The 21,830-nt window shown below is 60.5% G+C and carries 20 protein-coding genes; 14 read left to right on the top strand and 6 right to left on the bottom strand.

Annotated features, from left to right (window positions below):
* The first annotated feature begins 1 nt into the window (after position 1).
* From ACN20X_RS02920 to ACN20X_RS02900, 5 genes are read left to right on the top strand one after another with little or no spacing between them, the layout of a single operon-like run.
* Positions 2-1,150 (top strand): flagellar basal body P-ring protein FlgI, encoded by a 1,149-nt coding sequence (locus tag ACN20X_RS02920; protein ID WP_016449310.1) that lies wholly within the window; start codon positions 2-4, stop codon positions 1,148-1,150.
* Positions 1,147-2,127 carry a flagellar assembly peptidoglycan hydrolase FlgJ gene (gene flgJ / locus ACN20X_RS02915; protein WP_016449309.1) on the top strand — a complete coding sequence of 327 codons (981 nt, stop codon included), beginning with the start codon at positions 1,147-1,149 and terminating at the stop codon, positions 2,125-2,127. The genes ACN20X_RS02920 and flgJ overlap by 4 nt, the downstream gene beginning before the upstream one ends.
* A 14-nt stretch (positions 2,128-2,141) precedes the next feature.
* The gene (flgK, locus tag ACN20X_RS02910) at positions 2,142-4,106 is read left to right on the top strand and encodes a flagellar hook-associated protein FlgK (RefSeq protein ID WP_016449308.1); all 1,965 of its coding nucleotides are present in this window, start codon (positions 2,142-2,144) and stop codon (positions 4,104-4,106) included.
* Between the two features lie 23 nt (positions 4,107-4,129).
* The gene (flgL, locus tag ACN20X_RS02905) at positions 4,130-5,329 is read left to right on the top strand and encodes a flagellar hook-associated protein FlgL (RefSeq protein WP_016454332.1); all 1,200 of its coding nucleotides are present in this window, start codon (positions 4,130-4,132) and stop codon (positions 5,327-5,329) included.
* Between the two features lie 21 nt (positions 5,330-5,350).
* Positions 5,351-6,643 carry an HDOD domain-containing protein gene (locus tag ACN20X_RS02900; protein ID WP_016449306.1) on the top strand — a complete coding sequence of 431 codons (1,293 nt, stop codon included), beginning with the start codon at positions 5,351-5,353 and terminating at the stop codon, positions 6,641-6,643.
* Between the two features lie 156 nt (positions 6,644-6,799).
* Here the strand turns inward: ACN20X_RS02900 and ACN20X_RS02895 are convergent, their stop codons facing one another.
* The 6 genes from ACN20X_RS02895 to ACN20X_RS02870 form a co-directional block, all read right to left on the bottom strand.
* Positions 6,800-7,099 (bottom strand): flagellar protein FliT, encoded by a 300-nt coding sequence (locus ACN20X_RS02895; RefSeq protein ID WP_016449305.1) that lies wholly within the window; start codon positions 7,097-7,099, stop codon positions 6,800-6,802.
* A 2-nt stretch (positions 7,100-7,101) separates the two neighbouring features.
* Positions 7,102-7,515 (bottom strand): flagellar export chaperone FliS, encoded by a 414-nt coding sequence (gene fliS, locus ACN20X_RS02890; protein WP_016454333.1) that lies wholly within the window; start codon positions 7,513-7,515, stop codon positions 7,102-7,104.
* Positions 7,516-7,619: 104 nt separating this feature from the next.
* Positions 7,620-9,041, bottom strand: a complete 1,422-nt coding sequence (fliD, locus tag ACN20X_RS02885; RefSeq protein WP_016454334.1) for a flagellar filament capping protein FliD — start codon at positions 9,039-9,041, stop codon at positions 7,620-7,622.
* 181 nt (positions 9,042-9,222) lie between these two features.
* Positions 9,223-10,095, bottom strand: coding sequence for a flagellin domain-containing protein (locus ACN20X_RS02880; RefSeq protein WP_016454335.1), 873 nt, complete (start codon positions 10,093-10,095; stop codon positions 9,223-9,225).
* Between the two features lie 288 nt (positions 10,096-10,383).
* Positions 10,384-11,241, bottom strand: a complete 858-nt coding sequence (locus ACN20X_RS02875; protein WP_016454336.1) for a flagellin N-terminal helical domain-containing protein — start codon at positions 11,239-11,241, stop codon at positions 10,384-10,386.
* 248 nt (positions 11,242-11,489) lie between these two features.
* Positions 11,490-14,294, bottom strand: a complete 2,805-nt coding sequence (locus tag ACN20X_RS02870) for an O-linked N-acetylglucosamine transferase family protein (RefSeq protein WP_016454337.1) — start codon at positions 14,292-14,294, stop codon at positions 11,490-11,492.
* Positions 14,295-14,653: 359 nt separating this feature from the next.
* Between ACN20X_RS02870 and ACN20X_RS02865 the strand changes: the two genes are divergently transcribed.
* The 9 genes from ACN20X_RS02865 to deoD are packed head-to-tail and all read left to right on the top strand — an operon-like array spanning position 14,654 to position 21,828.
* Positions 14,654-14,878, top strand: coding sequence for an acyl carrier protein (locus ACN20X_RS02865; protein ID WP_016454338.1), 225 nt, complete (start codon positions 14,654-14,656; stop codon positions 14,876-14,878).
* 5 nt (positions 14,879-14,883) lie between these two features.
* Entirely contained in the window at positions 14,884-15,921 is a 1,038-nt protein-coding gene (locus ACN20X_RS02860; RefSeq protein WP_016454339.1) for a ketoacyl-ACP synthase III, read from the top strand.
* On the top strand, positions 15,918-16,679 hold the full coding sequence (locus tag ACN20X_RS02855; RefSeq protein WP_016454340.1) for an SDR family NAD(P)-dependent oxidoreductase: 762 nt from the start codon (positions 15,918-15,920) through the stop codon (positions 16,677-16,679). The genes ACN20X_RS02860 and ACN20X_RS02855 overlap by 4 nt, the downstream gene beginning before the upstream one ends.
* Entirely contained in the window at positions 16,676-17,413 is a 738-nt protein-coding gene (locus ACN20X_RS02850) for an SDR family NAD(P)-dependent oxidoreductase (protein ID WP_016454341.1), read from the top strand. Before ACN20X_RS02855 ends, ACN20X_RS02850 begins: the two co-directional genes overlap by 4 nt.
* On the top strand, positions 17,410-18,063 hold the full coding sequence (locus ACN20X_RS02845; RefSeq protein ID WP_016454342.1) for an acetyltransferase: 654 nt from the start codon (positions 17,410-17,412) through the stop codon (positions 18,061-18,063). The genes ACN20X_RS02850 and ACN20X_RS02845 overlap by 4 nt, the downstream gene beginning before the upstream one ends.
* Before the next feature lie 4 nt (positions 18,064-18,067).
* The gene (locus ACN20X_RS02840) at positions 18,068-19,246 is read left to right on the top strand and encodes an aromatic ring-hydroxylating oxygenase subunit alpha (protein ID WP_016454343.1); all 1,179 of its coding nucleotides are present in this window, start codon (positions 18,068-18,070) and stop codon (positions 19,244-19,246) included.
* Entirely contained in the window at positions 19,236-19,862 is a 627-nt protein-coding gene (locus tag ACN20X_RS02835) for an LbetaH domain-containing protein (protein ID WP_151019347.1), read from the top strand. The genes ACN20X_RS02840 and ACN20X_RS02835 overlap by 11 nt, the downstream gene beginning before the upstream one ends.
* A 36-nt stretch (positions 19,863-19,898) precedes the next feature.
* A complete protein-coding gene (locus ACN20X_RS02830) occupies positions 19,899-21,131 on the top strand; it encodes a hypothetical protein (RefSeq protein WP_016454345.1) in 1,233 nt (410 codons plus the stop codon).
* Positions 21,115-21,828: a purine-nucleoside phosphorylase gene (gene deoD / locus ACN20X_RS02825; protein ID WP_016454346.1), complete on the top strand. Its 714-nt coding sequence runs from the start codon at positions 21,115-21,117 to the stop codon at positions 21,826-21,828. Before ACN20X_RS02830 ends, deoD begins: the two co-directional genes overlap by 17 nt.
* The last annotated feature ends 2 nt before the right edge of the window (positions 21,829-21,830 follow it).

Below are 21,830 nucleotides of genomic sequence, written 5' to 3'. Positions count from 1 at the left end.
CATGAAAGTACTGTCCATGCTCCTGACATTGCGCCAAGCGCAGCGCCCGTTCTGGGTTGCAGCCGCCCTCGGCGCCAGCATGCTGACCCTGCCGGCGCATGCAACACGCATCAAGGAGGTCGCTGCCATCCAGGGCGTGCGCAGCAACCAGTTGACCGGCTACGGTCTGGTGGTCGGCCTCGACGGCACGGGCGACCAGACCACCCAGATGCCCTACACCAAGCAGGCCCTGGCCAACTACCTGGAGCAGATGGGCATCTCGCTGCCCGCCACAGGCAACGCGGGCCAGCTGCAGCTCAAGAACGTGGCGGCCGTGATCGTCACCGCCGAGCTGCCGGCCTTTGCCCAGCCAGGCCAGACCATCGACGTGGTCGTCTCCTCCGTGGGCAATGCCAAGTCGCTCAAGGGCGGCACCCTGGTGACCACGCCGCTGCGCGGTGCCGACGGCGAGATCTACGCGCTGGCCCAGGGCAACCTCGTGGTCGGCGGCGCCGGCGCCTCGGCCGGCGGCTCCAAGGTACAGATCAACCACCTGAGCGCGGGCCGCGTGCCGCAGGGCGCCCAGGTCGAACGCGCCGTTCCCACCCCGATCAACGAAGGCGACAGCATCACGCTGGGCCTGAACGCCACCGACTTCCAGACCGCCGACAAGGTGGTGCGCGCCATCAACCAGCGCATGGGCCAGGGCGTGGCGCAGGCGCTGGATGGGCGCACCGTGCGCGTATCCGCGCCCCAGGACCCGGGATCGCGCGTGCGCATGATTGCCGAGATCCAGGAGATGCCGATCGAGACCTCCAAGCCCTCGGCCAAGGTCGTGATCAACGCACGCACGGGCTCCATCGTGCTCAACCAGGCCGTGACCCTGGGTCCCTGCGCCATCGCCCACGGCAACCTGGCCATCACCATCAGCACCACGCCGGTGATCAGCCAGCCCGGCGCCTTCTCGCAGGGCCAGACCGTGGTGGCCCAGAAGTCCGACATCCAGATCAAGCAGGAGCCCGGCAACATCATCAACATGCCCGGCTCCCCGCAGCTCACCGACGTGGTGCGCGCACTCAACACGCTGGGCGCCACGCCCCAGGACCTGCTGGCCATCCTGCAGGCCATCAAGGCCGCAGGCGCTCTCAACGCCGAACTGGAGGTGATATGAGCATCGCACTTCCCAATGGATCGCAGACTGCGGCCAGCAATGCGCTGGCGGCCGACGCCCGGTCCCTCAACGCACTCAAGTTCGCGGCCGGCGAGAACAGCCCGCAGGCCGCGAAGGAAACCGCCAAACAGCTGGAATCGCTGTTCATGCGCGAGATGATCAAGAGCATGCGCGAGGCGACCATGAAGTCCGGCCTGCTCGACAGCGCACAGGGCAACCTCAGCACCGACATGCTGGACCAGCAGCTGTCGGTGGCCATGTCGGGCCAGCCCGGCGGACTGTCGGATGCCATCACGCGCCAGCTGGCCCGCACCATGGGCTCGGAAGCCGCCGAGGATGCCGAGATCTCCGTGCCCTCCACGCTGAGCATGAGCCGCATCGCCTGGCGCAGCACGGCCACCAATGCCAATGGCGCCGCCGGCGGCACCGCTGCCATCGGCGCCTGGAGCGGCAGCCGCAGCAGTGCGGCCCAGTCCGTCAACGCCTACGCACCCGCGCCCAAGGGCCGCGACAACTTCGTGGCCCACCATGGCGACGCCGCGGCGCGCGTGGCGCAGGAAAGCGGCATTCCGGCCGCCTTCATGCTGGGCCAGGCCGGCCACGAGACCGGCTGGGGCAAGAGCGAGATCAAGAACGCCGATGGCAGCAATGCCCACAACCTCTTCGGCATCAAGGCCGGCAAGGGCTGGACGGGCAAGGTCGCCGAGGTCACGACCACCGAATACATCGACGGCGTGGCGCGCAAGGTCACGGCCAAGTTCCGCGCCTACGGCTCCTACGAGGAGTCCTTCCGCGACTATGCGCGGCTGATCACCAGCAATCCGCGCTACGAGAAAGCCATGGGCAAGACCGACTCGGCCCTGGCCTATGCGACCGAGCTGCAGAAAGCCGGCTACGCCACCGATCCCGAATACGCCAGCAAGCTCAGCCGCGCCATCCAGAGCGCCGTGCAGAGCGCGGCACGCGCACAAGCCTAAACCGAGAACACGCCATGAGCCTTTTGAACGTCGGATCCCGCGCCCTGATGGCGAATCAGATCGCCCTGCAGACCACCGGCCACAACATCGCCAACGTCAACACGGCCGGCTACTCGCGCCAGAGCGTGGCCTTCCAGACCTCGCCGGGCCAGAACATGGGCAGCGGCTACATCGGCAATGGCGTGGATGTGAACACCATCCTGCGCAACTTCAACGAGTTGCTGAACCGCCAGGCGGCCACGGCCAGCGCCGTGTCGGCGGCCGATTCGGCGCGCGCCACCTCGCTGGCGCAGATGCAGGAAGTGTTCAGCGGCGGCAAGACCGGCCTGGGCGCGGCCATCACGGACATGATGAATTCGTTCGGCGATGTGGCCGGCGCGCCCACCGACCCGTCGGCACGCCAGGTGGCGCTCACGCGCATGAACGAGCTGGCGGCGCGCTTTCGCTCGGCATCGGCCCAGCTCGACGAGCTGGACTACAGCGCCAAGCAGCAGATGGGCAACGATGTGACCGTGGTCAACAGCCTGGCTGGCCAGGTGGCCACGCTCAATGCGCAGATCAGCCGCTCCATCGCCTCGGGCCAGACGCCCAACGACCTGCTGGACCAGCGCGACCAGCTGGTGCGCAATATCAACAAGTATGTGCAGACCAGCCAGATCCCCGCGGACGACGGCACCATCAGCCTGTTCGTGGGCGGCAGCCAGCCGCTGGTGCTGGGCTCCAGTTCGGCCCAGCTCACGCTCAAGGAGGCCACGGAGTTTCCGGGCAGCGGCAAGATGGCCCTGTACTTCCAGCAGCCCGGCGGCCAGAGCGTGGAGCTGACGCCCTCCATGCTGGGTGGCGGCGAGATCGCCGGCCTGCTGCAGTTCCAGGGCAGCGACCTGACCGAGGGCCGCAACCTGCTGGGCCGCATGGCACTGGCCATCGGCGACACGCTGAACCAGCAAAACAACCTCGGCCTGACGCTGTCGGGACAAAGCGGCAGCAATCTGTTCAAGCTGTCCATGGTCAGCAACGGCTCGACCACGGGCGCCCAGTGGACAGGTGCCACCACGCCGACAACCACGGTGGTCGATGCCAGCCAGCTCAAGGCCTCCGACTACCAGGTCGTCTTCGGCAGTACGGCCCCAGCGGGCAAGGTCATCCGCCTGTCCGACGGCAAGGTCACGGACTTCACCGACATGGCCGACCTGAGCTCCAAAGAGATCGACGGCCTGCGCTTCGACCTCAAGGCCGAAGGCGTGCAGGGCAACTCCATCCTGTTCCGCCCCATGGCGGCAGGCGCCCACGACATCCAGGCCGCCGTGCACTCGCCCAACGACCTGGCCGTGGCCAACCCCGTGGCCGCCAGCATCAAGTCCCTGGGCGACGCCACGCTGCAGATGGGCGGCATCCAGGTCAGCGCGGGCTTCGACCTGTCGATCTTTGCCGGCGCCGAGGTGTCGTTCAGCAAGAACGCTGCCGGACAGCTGGAGTACACCATCACCCCGGCACCGGCAGGCGGCATCCCGGCCACGGGCCTGTACACCTCCGGCCAGGCCATCCAGCTGGCGCCGGGCCTGCAGGTCAAGATCACCGGCACGCCCGCCATCAACGGAACCAACAGCGACAAGGTCACGCTGGGCAAGGCCACCGATCCGCAATACGGCACGGCCTACCAGCGCGATGCCGGCAATGCCAGCTCCTTCCTGGCGCTGCGCGACAGCAAGCTCTTCGATGGCTCGACCACGCTGAGCGACGGCTTTTCCACCGCCATGGCCCAGGTGGGCACCCGCACACAGAGCGCGCAGTACGCGGCCAAGCTGTCCGAGACCATCGCCAAGAACCTGGAGGCGGACCGCACGGCCGTCTCGGGCGTGAACCTCGACGAAGAGGCCGCCAAGCTGCTGCAGTACCAGCAGTCCTACCAGGCCTCGGCCAAGATGCTGCAGGTAGCGCAGAGCATTTTCGACAGCGTTCTGCAGACCGTGGGCCGCTGATCACAGGACAGGAGCATTCCACCATGAGCATCTCCCGCATTGGCACGGCCAACATGTACGAAAGCACCATCAACAACCTGAACTCGCGCAACACGAGTCTGGTGGACCTGATGGAAAAGACCACTTCCGGCAAGCGCGTGGTGCGCGCCAGCGACGACCCCGTGGCCGCCGCCCAGGCCGAGCGCGCGCTCACGCGCATCTCCCGCTCGGAAAACGACCAGCGTGTGCTGGGCCTGCAGCGCGATGTGATGGCCCAGGGCGAATCCAAGCTGGGCACCGCCCACGACGCGCTCAAGGACTTCCGCGACCTGATCCTGCAGTCCGGCAATGGCTCCTATGACCAGAAGGCGCGCGATGCGCTGGTGCAGCAGCTCGAAAGCATACGCAACCAGGTGCTGAGCTACGCCAATGCCAAGGACTCCAACGGCCTGCCCATCTTCCGCGGACTGGGCAGCAAGGAAGACCCTCTCACCAACGGCAACCCCGGCACCAATTCCCAGCTGCAACCGGGCCAGGCCACGGGCAGCGAAAACGGCCTGCCGCTGGCGCTGGACGGCTTTGCGACCTGGATGAACGTGCCCACGGGCAACGGCGTGTTCGCCGTGACGCGCCAGTCGCCCACGGGCAGTTCGGCCTATGCCGACCTGGGCACGGTGTCGGACCCCAGCGCCATCACGGGCGCCAGCTACACCCTGAATTTCACCAAGGACGCCACGACGGGCGCCCTGAGCTACACCGTCACCTCCGGTGGCACGACCGGCCCGGCCGTCCCCTACACGGCCGGAGATACCATCACCGTGGGCGGCATGTCGATGAAGATCTCGGGCAACCTGGCCACGGGCGACAGCTTCACGCTGGGCCCCAGCCAGCGCACCGACCTGTTCAGCGTGCTGGACAACGTGATCGCGGGCGTGAAGAACGGCGCCACCGATGCCGGCGCCATGCAGCAGGCGCTGGGCCGCGGCCTCAACGAACTCGACGCCGGCATGAGCCGCGTCCAGGCCATGCGCAGCTTCGCCGGCGACCAGCTCAACCGCGCCGACCGCCTCGAAGACGACATGAAGAACCAGGCGGACCAGCAGGAAGCAGCGCGCTCGCGGGCCGAAGACATCGATATGATCAAGGCCCTCTCCGATGTGGACATGCAGAAGGTGGGCATGCAGGCGGCCTTGCAGTCCTACGCCTCGATCCAGAAACTGTCACTGTTCAACTTCATCAACTGATAACCGCCCGCGCATGCATCCATGGTCCAGTCCGTCCTGAGCTCTCTGACCCTCGGCTATAGGCCGCTCTGGAACCAGGCCCGCCGTCTGGCGGGCGTGCAGCTTTATCTTCACGAGGAGCCCGGCGTCCAGGCCGACGTGGCCCACCTGCTGCGCATACTGCGCGAGACCTGGGGCACGCAGTCGCCGCCGGTGCTGCTGTCGCCCCAATCCCGCCAGGTGCTGTGCGACCTGCTGGAGAACGCCTCCAAGGGAAGCCCCTGGATCGAGGTGCGCGGCGACTGGCTGCAGGACTCCGCCATCTATGACCTGGTGCGCCAGGCCCATGCGCGCGGCCTGATGCTGGTCTGGCGCGGCCCGCTGTCCGACGTGCCCGACGCCCAGGCCGCCCACTGGTTTGCCAGCAGCCTGCTGCACCTGCCGCCCGAAGGCGCCTCGGGCATGCCCAATCAGACCGTGCTTGCGCTGCAGCAGGCCGCGCAGGCCGCCGAAGCGCCGACCAAGCTCCAGGCCCTCAAGCAGGCCGCCAGGCCCGCCCCCACCCTGCCCCCCCTGCAGCTGCTGGGCGGCCAGATGTATGAAGGGCTGGAAAGCCTGGCTCTGGCCGATCTGTGCCTGGACAGCTTCCATGCGGGCGCCATCGCCGGCTGGCCCGTGGCCGATGCATTGCATGCCCAGCGCCATCACCCCGCCCTGCCCAGCCGCGACACCGTGCTTGCGCTGATGCGTGCCGTCGATGCCGAGCAATCGCTGGAAGCCTTCGAGCAGATCCTGGGCGAGGACCCCATCCTGGCCTATCGCTTCATGCTCTACACCAACTCCGCGGCCCTGGGCCTGCGGGGCAATGTGGACTCGCTGCGCCGCGGCCTGGTGATGCTGGGCTACGGCACGCTGCAGCGCTGGCTGTCGGACCAGCTGCCCCACGCCTGCACCGAGCCCAGCCTGATACCCGTGCGCACCGCCATCCGGCTGCGCGCCAGCCTGACCGAACGCCTGATCGAAGCCGGCATCAGCCACGACCTGCAGCGCGAGGTCTATCTGCTGGGCCTGTTCTCGCAGCTGGACCAATTGCTGGGCGAGCCCCTGCCCACCGTGCTGCGCCGCGTACCGCTGTCCGAACGCGTCTTCGACGCGGCCGTGACGCGCACCGGCCCCTACGCGCCGGCCCTGATGATGGCCATTGCGCTGGAATCCGACGATCCCGCACCGATTCGCCAGCTGCGCGAAGACAACGACTTCGAGATCGAGGACGTCAACCGCAACCTGCTGCGCATGCTCAGCGAACTGCAGGTGCAGCCCGCGCCGGCGGCCTGATCGATATACGGCGACCCGCAGCGGCCGAACCTGCGGCCTGATCTGCAGCCGCTGCCATCCGCAGATTCCACCCATGAAAAAACCGCCTGGATCTCAGGCGGTTTTTTCATGTCCGGCAGGAAGCTGCAGATGCAGCTGCCGCCGTCAGGCCATGGCTCAATGCATGGCGTGGGGCTGACCGTCGAACATGTGCTCGAACTGTGCCAGCCAGGGCTCGGCCAGCGTGCGGATCTGGGCATCGTTGCGCAGGATGCGCTGCATGATGCGGGCCTTCTCCTTGCGTTGCTCAGGCGCCAGCGGCTCGTCATGGGACTTGAGCCGCAGCTGCTCGATCAGCACGGCACAGGTGCCTTCGTAGCGCGTCACTCCCTCCCAATCCTTGTTCTGTGCGGCCTGCAGCATCTTGGCGCTGCTGTCTTCTATGGCCCGGTAAAAGTCAATCAATGTCAACTCCATTTCTAGGTCCCGGCAACGGCTGGCGTGTTGGCGATATCACGCCAACCATTGGCAATCGGAGCCAACACGTCCTGCGCGCTTTGCAGCAGCGCTGCGTCGTTGCGCAGATTGGCCAGCGTCAGCTGGGTGATGCTGTAGTCGTAGACGGAAATCAGGTTCTGGGCCAGCTCGCCGCCTTCATCGGGATTGACGGAGGCCTTCAGGCCTTCCTCCAGAATGCGCACGGCCTTGCCGATCTGCACACCTTTCTCGCCGATGTCGCCACGCTGCAAGGCTCCCTTGGCCGCGTTCAGCGCTTTCTCAAGCGCGTCGAACAGCAGCTGGATCAGTTGATGGGGCGATGCGCCGTCCACGGAGGACTGGACGCCGACCTGGGCGTAGGCACTTGCAGCACGACGGTTGAGCGATGTGTACATGTTCGTTTCCTTGATGTCTTGTTCTTCGGCTGCAATGCCCGAAAATTTAGAGGCACCGGGCATTGGTTACAGAAAACAGGACCGCCGCTCCGCATGGCTCCTGTCTATTTATTCCACTGGGAAACCTGCTGGTTCATGTAGGCACTCAGCGCCGAATAGCCGCTCATTTTCTTGTCCAGCGAAGCGTACTGCTCACGCAGGCGCTTTTCCAGCGAATCGGCCTGGTCATTGATCCGGTCCTGGGACTTGCCGTTGCTCTTCTTGAGTTCCTGCAGGCTCTTGCTCTTGGTGTCGAAGGTGCCATCGAATTCCAGCGCCTTGCGCGTGAAATCCTTCATGCGCGCGGCCAGGCCCTGCGTATCAGGCTGCCCGTCCGTTCCCACGGCGGCAAACATCTTGCTCATGGACTCGGGGTCCTTCAGCGCTGCGTCCAGCTTGGTCTTGTCGCTGGCTGTCGTACCGTAGGCGAGCTTGCCGCCCTTCTGGATCTGAATGCCCATGTCCGACAGGCGCTTGAGCGTGTCCGCTGCGCCAGCAACCGTACCCGAGACCACGCTGCGCAGGCTGTTGGTCATGCCCACCGTGGTGGAGTCGCCCTGCAGCACGCCGGCAGCCTTGCTTTCGGCGTCGTACTTGGTCGAGCTGGCCAACGCGTCATTGAGCGCGTTGTAGGCATCCATGAAGGCCTGGATCTTCTTCTTCATGCCCTCAGTGTCCGAGGACACCGTCACCGTCACCGGGGTGGCGGCCGCCGTCACCTGGTTCACGGTGATGTTCAGGCCAGGCACGGTCTGCTTGAACTCGTTGGTGGTCGACTGCACCGTAATGCCATTGACATTGATCTCGGCATTCTGGGCGTACTGCGCCACGGAGCTCGTGGTTGCCTTGCCGTTGAAGGCCAGGGCCGACAGGCTGGCATCGCCACTGGCACCGACCGTGAAGCCGGCATCGGCACCCGTGGCACGCGAGCGCAGCACCAGGCGTTCACCCTGGGCATCCTTGAGCACCGACGCCACCACGCCCGTTCCCTTGCTATTGATGGCCTGGACCACGTCTTCCAGCTTGGCACCGGCCGCGATATCGATCTCCACGGGAGTGCCGGGATTGCTGAACTGGTCGCCAGTCTTGTCCCAGCTGCCCATGGTGATGGTGAGCTTGCCAGCCCCGAACTGGGTGGACGCCGGCATGACAGCGGTCGCAACAGACTGGCTGCGCGCCAGATCCGTCACCGAGATCACCGAAGATCCGGGCAGAGCATTGGCGTCCGTCACCGTGGCAGTCACGGCCGTATTGGTCGTGGTGGCATTGGTCAGGCGCCATGTATCGGCATCGGCCAGCGAAGTGGCCGCGTCCTGAAGCGTGGACATCAGGGACTTGATCTGCCCGAACGTGGATATCTTGGAATCCAGAACAGACGCTTTTTGCTGAAGCGGAACCAGTGACTGCCTTTGCAGGGCCACCAGTTTGGCGATCATCGTCTCGTCCAGGCCGCTGCCGCTGATGCCAGCTGAGCTCAAGGTGGCCATGACCATCCCTTTCTAAGTGCAGAACACCTCCGCGCCACAGCGCAGAACGCGTCCTTGCGAACACGCACACCAAATGCCCGAAGGCATTCCCCGGTATCTTATCGACCGGTTTCTCCCGAACCTGAGGCTTTTTTTGGCTACGCCCTGCGCAGCCAGGCTCAAAAGCCCCGCAGGCTCCCTCTTACTGGATCAGCTTGAGCACCGACTGGGGCAGCTGGTTGGCCTGGGCCACCATGGCTGTGCCGGCCTGCTGCAGGATCTGTGTGCGGCTCAGGTTGGCGGTTTCGGCAGCGAAGTCGGCATCCATGATGCGCGATCGTGCAGCCGCTGTGTTTTCCGAGGCAACCTGCAGGTTGGAAATTACGGCCTCGAAACGATTCTGCGCAGCACCGAAAGTGGCACGCGTGTTGTTGACTTCATCCAATGCTGTGTCGATGGCAGCCATCGACAGGCGTGCGTCAGCGGCGGAGCTGCTTGCACCAAGCAAGGAGCCCAAGGCGCCACTCAGCGTTGGGGGTGTTCCTGCAGTAACGCCCAATCCACCAGGCGCAGCAACTGACAGATTCACAGCAGAAATCGTGATCTGATTGTCAGCGCCAGTGTTAGCGCCCACCTGAAAAACTGTCGCATCCGCACTATTTAACAGTTGGCGACCATTGAAGCTTGTACTTCCAACTATGCGTGCAATTTCCTGCGCCAGCTGCTGAAACTCTTTGTTCAACGATCCACGGTCCGTCGAACCGTTGGTGTCGTTGGCAGCTTGAACCGCAAGTTCGCGCATGCGTTGCAGACTGTCGCCGATCTTACCTAGCGCGCCTTCCGCCGTCTGCGCCATGGAGATGCCGTCGTTGGCATTTCGCATGGCCACATTCATGCCTCGCACCTGGGCGTTCATGCGCTCGGCAATGGCCAAGCCTGCCGCGTCGTCCTTTGCACTGTTGACACGCAGGCCCGAAGACAGGCGCTGCATGGTGGTGCTCAGCGACGACTGGGACGTGTTGAGATTGCGCTGGGCGTTAAGCGAAACAAGATTGGTGTTGATGATGGATGCCATGGGGCAGCTCCTCGTTAGGCATGAACAATGGCCAACCGTTCGACGACCCCAAGCCGCCAGAACGCCAGAAAGCACGCCAGGACTTCCAGCTCTGCCTATCTGATGCCAATGATTGTGCGGAAAAGCCCTTGCGCCAAAGCGCCGATAAAGCCCATGATCGGACGCCAATTCACCCTTCGAACACCCTCTTGGCCAGCCCTTTCGCCCATAAAAAAACCCCAGGCAGATGCCTGGGGCCTGGAGAATTCCGGCCGCCTCTTGCTTGGAAAGGCCGCCGGACTCGCACTATCAGCGCAGCAGGGCCAGAACGCCCTGGGGCAGTTGGTTGGCCTGAGCCACCATCGCTGTACCGGCCTGCTGCAGGATCTGCGAGCGGCTCAGATTGGCGGTTTCCGAAGCGAAGTCGGCATCCATGATGCGGCTGCGGGCCGAAGCGGTGTTCTCGGAAGCCACTTGCAGATTCGAGACCACGGCCTCGAAGCGGTTCTGGGTGGCCCCCAGCACGGCGCGCTCGGAGTTGACCTTATCCAGGGCCGTATCCAGGTTGCCGATCACGGTCGCCAAAGCGGTTGCATCCAGCGCTGCGGCTGCCGTGTTGCCAATAGAAGCGCCTGTGATGGCTGCGATGTCGGTATCAGTGCCCAGATTGGTCGTGGTCACCTTAATCGTGTCCTGGGCCGAGGTATTAGCACCGACTTGGAATGTGAAGCCGTCCGTGGTGGCGTCGGTGCTCAGAATCTTCTTGCCGTTGAAATCAGCGCCCTTGATCACGCGGTCGATTTCCTTGCCCAGCTCGACGAATTCCTTGTTCAGCGAAACCTGGTCCTTGGCGCCGTTGGTACCGTTACGGGCCTGCACAGCCAGTTCACGCATACGCTGCAGAGCGTCGGTCACCTTGGACAGGGCGCCTTCAGCGGTCTGGGCCATCGACACGCCGTCGTTGGCGTTGCGCACTGCCACGTTCATGCCGCGGACCTGGGCGTTCATGCGTTCTGCGATGGCCAGGCCGGCTGCGTCATCCTTGGCGCTGTTGACGCGCAGGCCGGAGGACAGGCGCTGCATGGTGGTGGACAGCGAGCTTTGCGAAGTAGCCAGGTTGCGCTGGGCGTTCAGCGATTGCACGTTGGTGTTGATAGACATGGCCATGGTGACAACTCCTAGTAAAGTCAGTTACGTCGCCGCCACGGTGCCCTCGCTTATCGCAAGGCGGGCGGCGGCGGCCCAATCCGACCATCGGCCGCTTTCACATCGAATTACGCGGCTTTTGGTGGGCTCAGGACTTTTTGTCCCTCTGCTGAGTTGGTTTTCGGAGCTGCCCCGGCGAACTTTAGGGGGACTTCACAAGATTTTTTGCACTGCGCGGCATGGCCATCCGCGCGGTGCATGGTTCGCTGTTACAAAACGGGGGCCACAGGAGCGGCCAGACCCAGATCCTCATAGGAGACACGCAGATCCACAGGCTCCTGTCCCTGGCACCAGCGGGCCCAGGCCTGGCGCATCCCCATCGCCACCGAGCGCGCCACGATATCCGCCTGTTGCGGCTCCAGGTCCTGCAGGCGTGCGCGCAGCCCCTGGCGTATCTGCTGCAGCTGCGGCAAATGTGCCTGCCAGTACGCAGCCTGGTCTAGCAGTTGCGCCAGGTCCCGTGCTGCAAAGCCCTGGTCCAGGCCGACACGAGCCATCACTTCGGCCGACTGCCGCCCCGCCAGCAGTTCCCCCATCAGCGTCAGCGTGGGCACGCCCATCCACAGTGCGTGGTTGGTGACCACTCCGCCCGTAAAAGGCAAGGTATCCAGGCAGATGTCTATGTCATGGTGGGCCTGCAGATAGTGCTCGAACCCCATCTGCTCCACAAAATCGACGCGCTGCGCGGCCACGCCCTCCTCGGCCAGCCAGTTGCGCAGGTGCTGGGGAGGACCGGAGCGAGGGCAGGCCGCAATCTTCAGCCGCGCCGTGGGCAGGGCACGCAGCACCTCGCCCCAGACTGCAACCACATTGCGGTTGATCTTGGACAGGCGGTTGAAAGAGCCAAACGTCAGGTGGCCATTGCGCAGGGCCGGCAGAGGCGCCACGGCTTCCTGGTGAATGCCGCCGTCAAAAACATAGGCCAAAGGCAGGCGCATTATCTGTTCGGTGACCTGCGTCTTGACTAGGCCATGATCCAGTACTAAGTCGCTAAGTACGATGTAGTCCATGGTTTCCAAGCCAGTGCTGCCTGGGTTGCCTATCCAAGTCAGCTGCACAGGTGCCGGACGTACAGCGAACAAGTCCAGTCGATGGCCCCGCGTGTGGCCACTGAGATCAATCAGTATGTCAATGCCGTCGGCCTGTACCAAGGCGGCCAGAGCCTGCACATCCATATCGCGGACGCCGCGCCACAGTTGGAATAGCCCTTGGAACTCCTTGGTAATCTCGTCGTGGATCTCGTTGTTGCAATAGGCGATGTGGACCATGCCGCCATGCTTTGACAACTCGCGCATCACGGGCAGGAAGAACTTGGCTGCCGCATGTCTGCGCAGATCGCCGGACACAAAGCCTACCCGCAATACCTTGCCAGGATCCCTAACATTGGTGAACTCCACGCGTTGCATACCGGAGTAGATCTGGCTCATAAGGGCCCCATACTCACGGTTAGCACGCCCCACCGAAACCGCCGAGGAACTTGGCGAGTGGATCATCGCGAACAACCTCGCGCTATAGGCCGGCTCGTAGTCCGGATGCAGCTGCGCCAGTTCGTCAAGTTGCTGCATGTGGTGCGACGCATCACCACTGCGCTCCAAGTAGGCGGCCCTTTGAAACATCAGCTGACGATCGCCGGGCAAACGCTCCAGCCCTTCCCGCAATGCCAAATCGAGCGCCGGCAAATCGCGCATCTCAAGCAGTACCTGACAACGCAGGGTATGCGCACGGGCATTGTCGGCGTCGATCTGCAACGCCCGAGTGAGCATTTCCAGAGCCTCGTCCCATTTCTTTTGCGCAAACAATGTGAAGGCGGTTTCGCAATACAGCACCACATTGCCCGGCTGCAGCTGTAGCGCCTTAAGTAGGCACGTTTCTGCTTCCGCCAGCCGTCCTCCTTCGCAGAGCAACAGGCCCAGCTTGAGCAGCAAGTCCAGGCTATCCGGCGCGATCTGGAGCGCCATCCGGTAGGCTGTTTCCGCTTGGAGCATCCAACCTGCTTGGCTCAATACCTGCGCGCTGGCTAGGCAAAGCCGTAAGTCCTGAGGCCGCTGCTTCATCAGTAGCACCAGAAATTGAGCGCATTCCTGGAGCCTGCCCGTGCACAGTAGTGCTGCCGTCAGGCGCGACAAACTATCAGCGTCGTCTGGATCCAGCAGCAGCGCGTTCACATAGCAAGGCAGGCTGTCCTCGGTACGGTCCTGAGCACAAAGCGCATCGCCCAGATGCGAGAAAGCCTGCGTCCAATGCGGCCGCAGCGCCAACGCCGCACGCATCGCACGCTCGGCCTCGGCTGCGTGGCCTGCCTGCAGGCAGATGCCGCCCAGGTTGAACTGCACCTCGGCATCGCGCGGCAGCAGGCTGGCCGCCTGGCTAGCGGCCTGCAGGGCGGCCTCGATGCGGCCGTTCGCATGATCGGCTGCCGCCTTGAGCTTCCAGACCAAGCCGCTCTTGGGATACTGGCGCACCAGCGAACCCGCCAGCTGGCTGACCTCGGCATGCTCGCGCTGGGCAAACAGCTGCCCCAGCAGCCGCAGCTGCGCCTCGGGCACCCGACCTCGGCCATCGCCGGCAGCAGGTGCCATCTCGGGCTCGGCCGGTCCCAGCGGCCAACGCGCGGCCTGCTCCTCCAAAAAAGCCGCGGCCTGCGCGCCCTGCACCAGGGCCACATCCTTTTCCAGCTGTTCCAGCGCAATCTCCTGCATGCCGTTGGCCCGTGCCACGTCGATCAGCGAGATGGCCATGTCCAGCAGCCCCTCGCGGATCAGCATGTGGATGTACAGGCGCCAGTAGCCAAAATCCGCAGGCCGCACGCCGATGGCTGCCTCCAGATAGGGCAGTGCCTCGGCACTGCGCAGCTGGTGCAGACCCAGCAGCTGGGCCATGCCGTGCAGGGCTTCGGCATGGGCAGGCTCCTGCTCCAGAACCTTCTCGTAAGCCTGGCGGGCCTGCTCGAACTGCCACTGGTCGTGCAACTGGCGGGCCTGCTGCAAATGCTCGTTCGTATTCATCTTGGTCATCAAGGTTGCGGGCAAGCGCCCCACCACAGGCCCGGCGCCCAGGCCGACACCCGCACAAATACCGCCATCGTGCAGGCAAGCCGGCAGGCACGGCCCCCGGATAAGCGGGCGCAAACCGCATTTCTTCCACCTTTGCCAGACGGAACGGTCACCAGCTGCTACAAAACAGGAAGCACGCCACGTGGCTGTATGCCATCATCCCCGGCTTCGCACGGACACAATCGCCTCTCGCAGCATCGGAACAGGCCCCGCTTTTACCTACAGTTCCAACCTTCCGGCGCAGGAGGGCTCTGCGAAAATTCATCGAAGCGTTTGCCCTCATAGGCAGGCGCCCAGCCTATTTTTCAGGAACCCATCCCATGCCCTCCATTGACCAATTCATCGAAAGCTTTCTGACCGCCGTGGACTTCCAGGAAGCCGTGGAAGTGACGCCCGAGACCGAGCTCAAGAGCCTGCCCGAGTGGGACTCTCTGGCGGCGCTGGGCGTGATCGTCATGTTCGACGTGGACTACGGCAAGACCATCACGGGCGACGACCTCAAGAACTGCTCGTCGATCGCTGATCTCTACAAGCTGCTGGGATAACCACCATGGCGCTGTCCACTCTGCACAACGTCCGCTTCGCGGGCATGGCCAGTTGCGTTCCCAAGCGGGTGGTGTCCAATCTGGAGGACTGCCCACCTTCGCAACGCTCGGAGCGGGAAAGGTTGGTGCGCAACATCGGTATCCAGACCCGGCGCCTGTGCTCTGAATGGCAATGCTTTTCCGACCTTGCCTTGGCTGCCGCCGAAAAACTGCTCGAAGAGCTGCAGTGGCAGCGCGAAGAGATTGATGCGCTGATCGTCGTCACCCAGTCGCCGGATTACCTCGTTCCGGCCACGGCCATCATCATGCAGGACCGTCTGGGCTTGCCTCATACAACCATCGCCTTCGACGTCAACCTGGGTTGTTCAGGCTATCCATTCGGCCTGCATCTGCTGGGCAGCATGATCTCGGCTGGAGGCATCAAAAAGGGCTTGGTGCTGGTTGGAGACAAGTCCGGCAGTGTCAAGGACCCTCTGTTCTCTGACGCAGGTACTGCCACCGCCTTGGAGTTCTCGCCCGGCGCAGCACCCATGCAATTCGACCTCAATAGCGACGGAAGCGGTTACCGCGCCATCATGCTGCCGGCAGGCGGGCATCGTGAGCCCTTTGGCGTGGAGCACCTCATGGCAACACGCGATCAGCATGGCGTGCTGCGCTCTCCCATGGACCTGATCCTCGATGGCCCTGCCGTATTGAGCTTCTCCACCCAGCGCATCCCGCCATCGGTCGAAAAGCTGCTGGAGCACACCGGGACATCCAAGGACAGCATCGACCATTTCATCTTTCACCAGGCCAATCGGATGATCAACGAGACCATCCGCAAGAAGCTGGGACTGCCTGCAGAAAAGGTGCCTTCCACTTTGCACGATTTCGGCAACACAAGCGGCGCCTCGCTTCCGGTCACCGTGACTGCCCGCCTGCACGAACAGCTGGACGGAGCCCGGGCCAGACTGCTGCTGTGCGGCTTCGGCATTGGTCTTTCCTGGGGAACGGCCATCGTGGACATAGAAAGCGCCCGCTTTCCAGCAATGGTCGAGCAATGAGTACCCCCGATCCCTTCTCGCTGGCGGGCAAGCGAATTCTCGTCACCGGCGCTTCTTCCGGCATAGGCAGGCAGATTGCCATTTCCTGCGCCGAGCAAGGCGCTGAACTGGTCATCACCGGCCGGAACCCCGACCGGCTGGCCTCCACCTACGAGGCCCTGCAGGGCGATGGACATCAATCCATCGTTGCCGACCTTTCCAATGCGGCAGATTTGGACAGCTTGGTCACGGCGGCAGGCGTACTCAACGGCGTAGTGCACGCGGCAGGAATTTCCAAGCTCGTGCCGTTTCGCATGGTCAACGAGACGCACCTGGACGAAATTTTTGCCAGCAATACGTTCGCACCGATTCTGCTGACCAAAGGGTTGCTCGCCAAAAAGCGCATTTCCCCTCAGGGCTCCATCGTCTTCGTCACATCGGTCGCGTCGCACATCGGCCCCATGGCCAGCGCTGCCTACGCGGCAAGCAAGGCCGCATTGCTGGGAGCCGTCCGCACTCTGGGGCAGGAAGTGGCCAAGCAAGGCATACGAGCCAACTGCATTGCACCCGGCTATGTCCGCACGCCCTTGCTCGATGGATTGAGTCAGGGCGGCGCCAACATGGGCAGCCTGCTTGAGCTGGCACCTCTCGGACTGGGCGAGCCAGAAGATGTCGCCTATGCGGCGGTGTTCTACCTCTCGGACGCAAGCCGCTGGTTGACGCGCAACTATTTCATCGTTGACGGTGGTCTGACCATTCCCATGGACATTTACGCATGAACGCCCCAGTGCACGATCCGTTCACTCTCAAAGGCAAGACGATTCTTGTCACTGGTGCGTCTTCCGGCCTTGGACGGCAGACTGCAATCACTTGTGCCCAGCGCGGAGCTCGCCTCATCATCACGGGACGCGACGCAAAGAGACTCGAAGAGACTTACACCCGGTTGAAGAAGGGGGCCGACCATGTACAGATGTCGGCAGATCTGACCTCTTCGGTAGACCGCGAGCGCCTGGCGACCATTGCTTCATCAGTCAATGGTTTGGTGCATTGCGCGGGACAGCAAAAGCACTGCCCAATCCGGCAGCTCAGTGAGCAAGCGATGACAGACATGTATGCCATCAACTTTCTCGCGCCTGTCATGTTGACCCAGCGCCTGCTCCAGACAGGAGCGCTCGAACCGAGCGGGTCCATCATTTTTCTGCTCTCCACGGCTGCACACATCGGCACTCGCGGTGTAGGCCCCTACTCGGCAATGAAGGCTGGCCTGACGGGCATCATTCGCTGTCTGGCACTGGAGCAGGCCAAGCGCAAGATCAGGGTCAACGGCATATCCCCTTCGGCCGTGGTCACGCCGATGTGGGGAGCCGACCAGCTTGAAGCCCAGAAAATCCGACACCCCCTAGGCCTCGGTACTCCAGAGGATGTCGCCAATGCGGCGGTGTACCTGCTTTCTGACGCCAGCCGCTGGGTCACCGGAACCAGCCTGGTCATGGATGGAGGAGCGATTCTTTGATACACAAGATACTGATCATTGGTGCGGGGGGATGGGGGCGCGAAGTCCTTGCACAAATGCAGGATGACCCCGCCAATGGCAAAGACTGGACAATCAAAGGTTTTCTGGACAGCCGCCCGGGATTGCTGGGCGATACCGGATGTGACACCCCCATTCTTGGCAACCCGCTGGACTATGTGCCAGCCCCAGAAGATGCCTTTGTATGCGCCATAGGCGCTCCAGCCGCAAGGCATGATTATTCCCAGCCCCTGCTCACGCGAGGTGCGGAGTTCATTCCCTTGCTTACCGGAGCTTTCCTGAATCCAAGGATTCGCATTGGAAAGGGCTGCATCCTCTGCAGCCGAGTTCAGATCAGTCCCGATGTATGGATTGGCGACTTCGCAAACATTCACACCATGACCGTGGTTGGGCATGACGCTCATATTGGCGACTACGCCCAGATTGGTGCCATGGTTTTTATTGGTGGCGGGACATGTATAGGCGCAAGAGCCGTAGTCAATCCGCACGCGACCATTCTCCCTGGAATACAAATCGGCGAGGGCGCCACCGTCGGTGCAGGAGCTGTGGTTGTCAAGGACGTCCCGGCCGGTTCGACGGTCTTTGGCAATCCCGCCAAAGTCATCTTTCATTCCATATTGCCTGAGAATTGAGCTGATGCGTTCCCGTATGCACCCAAGGTATTACCTGTGCTCCGAAGTATTTTCCCAGGAGCAGCAAAGAATCTTTCGAAAAACATGGCAATTTGCCGGACTCAAGACTTTGCTGCCCAAGAACAACTCGTACATCACACGAAAGATTGCAGGCCTACCTATAGTCATCCAAAATTTTCATGGGGAACTTCATGCATTCGAGAATGTTTGCCTGCATCGTAGTGCTGCCCTGCAGAAGGATGCCATCGGCTGCCGCCCGCTGATCTGCCCGTACCATGCGTGGAAATACAATGCGACGGGACAAGTCAGCAATATTCCACACTGTGATGCAATCTATCAGTTCGATGAAGCGCAAAAGCAGTCCCTGAAATTGCGCGAGTTCGCTTTACGCATCGTCGGTAATCTCATATTTGTCAACCTGGATCCGCAGCCCTACCCATTGGAAGAGCAGTTCTCAGCCGATTTTATAGAATCACTGGAAAGCAGTTCAAATTCCTATGACAACGAAGTCATGGTCACCACATGGAATTGCAATTTCAACTGGAAGTTGCCTTATGAGAATTTGCGCGATGCCAACCATGTCGCATACGTCCACCCTCGTAGCCTAGCCCCGGTTGTGAGTTTCGCAATCGATGTGGATTCGACTGCCGCGAAAGAGTCCGAGCAGCCACTATCGGACACCAGTCCCGAAGGGCTACGCCAAGAAATGCGTGGCTTTAGTTTGGGCGGCAAGCCAGAAGGGATAATCGAGAAGCTTTCACGCTTTGAATGGCATGGAAATGTAGACCGTTGGCACGCCTCGACACGATCGAAAGCAGACCCACGCACAGACGATGCATATTTCAACTGGCTTGCCTATCCCAACACCCATATCGCCAGTGGAGATGGTGGTCACACCTTCACGATCGAAAACCACACACCAATAGCGCCTGATCGCACGGATGTGGAGGTTTACTACTTCACCGCTCGGAAAAAGAATGCTTATGCGACCTCTGCTCAGGTTTTACTGGCCGCAATGCATGCTGGTCAGCGCATCCTGACAGAGGACTACGACATTCTTGAGCAACTGCAATCGACGCTGCACATGGATGCCCCGGTGCCAACTCAAGGTGCTTATGAATCAACCAATCAACAGATTGAGCGCTGGTACACCACCCTAATGGAAGACAGTCATGAACTGTAAATGGATTATTGGCCTCGATAGCTCCTTCCTTGATATTGCCCACGATGCCTGGAGTCGAGCGCATCCTGAGCTGCTTATCAAGAGAATAATCATACCTCAGGACTCTCAATACAGATTTGATCTGGAATCACTTAAAGATCTTCCAGAAAATGATGGCACTGCTTTTGTCGCGATTGACGAAAGATTTGGTAATTTCAAGAGAGCCGAGCTGATGCAGGCGGTCATGAATCACCGCATCAAACTGGCAAGCTTCATCAGCCCCAGAGCGGCCGTGGCGGGCAATGTTCAAGTGGGGCCCAATACTTTTATCGGCGATAACGCTGTCGTTGGTCTGGGCAGTCGAATAGGCTACAACAGTGTCCTGCTTCCAGGCTCTCGGGTTGGTGCAGGCGTCCAAATCCGCAACTCCTGCTGGATAGAAGGCGCTGCGGTGATTGGCGATGCAGCTCAGATCGGCGGGTTCTGCATTTTGCGAAATGGGGCAGTTGTTGCCCCACGCATAGAGATCGGACAAGGCTGTGAATTAGGCTGGCCACAGCACTACAACAAGGATATACGGGCAAAGACTTTTTTTGACCCCCGCTATTCTTCACCGATTTACACATATGGTAGGTGACGCCTCTCTTCACCCACACATCACTTAAGGGATTCTATGATTTACGGACTCATCCCAATTGGAGGGCAAGGCACAAGACTTGGGCTGCCGTTCTCCAAAGAAATGCTCCCCCAGAAGAACTACGGGTTCTACAATCCTGTATCCAATCATTTGGTTCAAAAAATGCTTTTCGCTGGAGCAGAAAAGATTTTCTTTATCCATGGAAAAAATACCAAGCAAGATGTTTCCGAATTTTATTCGGACGCCCAAAAATTCGTCCACATAGAGCAAAAGGAACTTGGATTCGCTCAGATTCTCCGGGATTTTTATCTGAATTCCAACATCAACGACAAAGATCAATGTCTTTTCGGCCTTCCAGACAGTATCTTTGATGGAAATCCATTTATGGAGATGCTCGGAAACTCCGGCATTTGCGCAGGACTTTTCACAACATCCAATAGCACCAGAGTTGATAGATTGACATTATGCGGAAATCGCTTTGAGGTAAAATCCGCGAAAACTGAAAACAACTCAGAAAGATTCTGGGGAATCATAAAATTTGACGGACGCAATCTTCGAAAATTCCACGAAGAGGACGTCTTCAGCAAAACAAAAGAGATTGGAGACATCCTAAATATATATGGATTCAACAAGTCCCACGGCAACAACTATATTGATATAGGAACTTGGGAAAATTACAACAAATACATCTCAAAAACCGGAATTTCCCCTGACACAGAAATTGAGAAAAAATATCTTGCAAATGAAGTTAGCGAGCAAGAATTCATAAAACTTTTTTCTGAAAACTCTGATTTCTCCTATGAATGCGTCAATTCTTCCGACTACTACTTCACTCCGGAAAACAAAAAGATCGAGTTCATTCGTTATAGAGAACAGCCTTCAGGCGCAACATTCCCATCCGATATCACCGTCAAGGATTCGAATGCAAATTCCCTGAATCGCTTTGAGCTGACTATTCCTCTCGCACACGAAGCCAAGACGCAATCGGTACTCACATTATTGAATCTTTTATCATCCCAGTTTGATTTCAAGATTCATAAAGATTGTCATATATTCACTTCCAACGAGGCAGTTGTTGTACTTTACAGCTTCACAGTTCGAGAAAGTGTAATTAAACTCATTGAAATTGAACTACTCCAGGCAGATTTCAACATTCTTGCGAAGTTCGAAAGCAAGCTTTCTCTTCTTGAGGGATTCGATGTCGCCAATCATGTCAACAAATCAAAATATCGGATGATCAAGGAATTACTCCATGACGCCCCACATTGAAGCCCAGCCCGGCGCCTACGCAGAAACGGTGCTAATGCCCGGCGATCCTCTGAGAGCGGCATTTATTGCAGAAAATTTCCTCAAAAAAGCAGAGCAGGTCAATAGCATTCGCAACTGCCTCGGATTTACTGGTTATTACAAAAATCAGCGTATTTCCGTTCAGGCATCCGGCATGGGCCAACCCAGCTTGGGAATTTATGCAACAGAGCTTTTCGATATTTATGGCGTGCAGCGCATCATCCGTATCGGCACCTGCGGTAGTTTCCAGGATCATGTACAGCTTGGCGATCTGGTCATTCCACTAACCGCATCAAGCGACAGCCAACTGGGCAAAAACCGTGCGGATGGAGCTCACTTATCTTCCTGCTGTAGTTATGACCTACTAGAAAAAGTAATGCACACGGCAAAAGGTTATCCTCACAAAGTACACGTAGGATCCTTCTTCGCTTCCGATAATTTCTACGATGACAGAACCAATTGGTGGCATGCCTACCGGGACGCCGGTGTACTTGGCGTGGATATGGAGACCTATTATCTATATCTGCTTGCCATGCTTCGCAAGAGGCAGGCTTTGACCATCAACATGGTTTCCGATAATTTCAATTCCAAGGAAACCCTCAATCCTAAGGCACGGGTCGAACTATCTGGCAAGTCAGTTCAAATTCTACTTGATGCCCTTTGCACAGAATCTCTATAAAA

This window comes from Delftia sp. PX-1 (assembly GCF_055797465.1).
The sequence above is the reverse complement of the archived record's forward strand: the minus strand, read 5'-3'. Positions and strand labels throughout refer to the sequence as shown.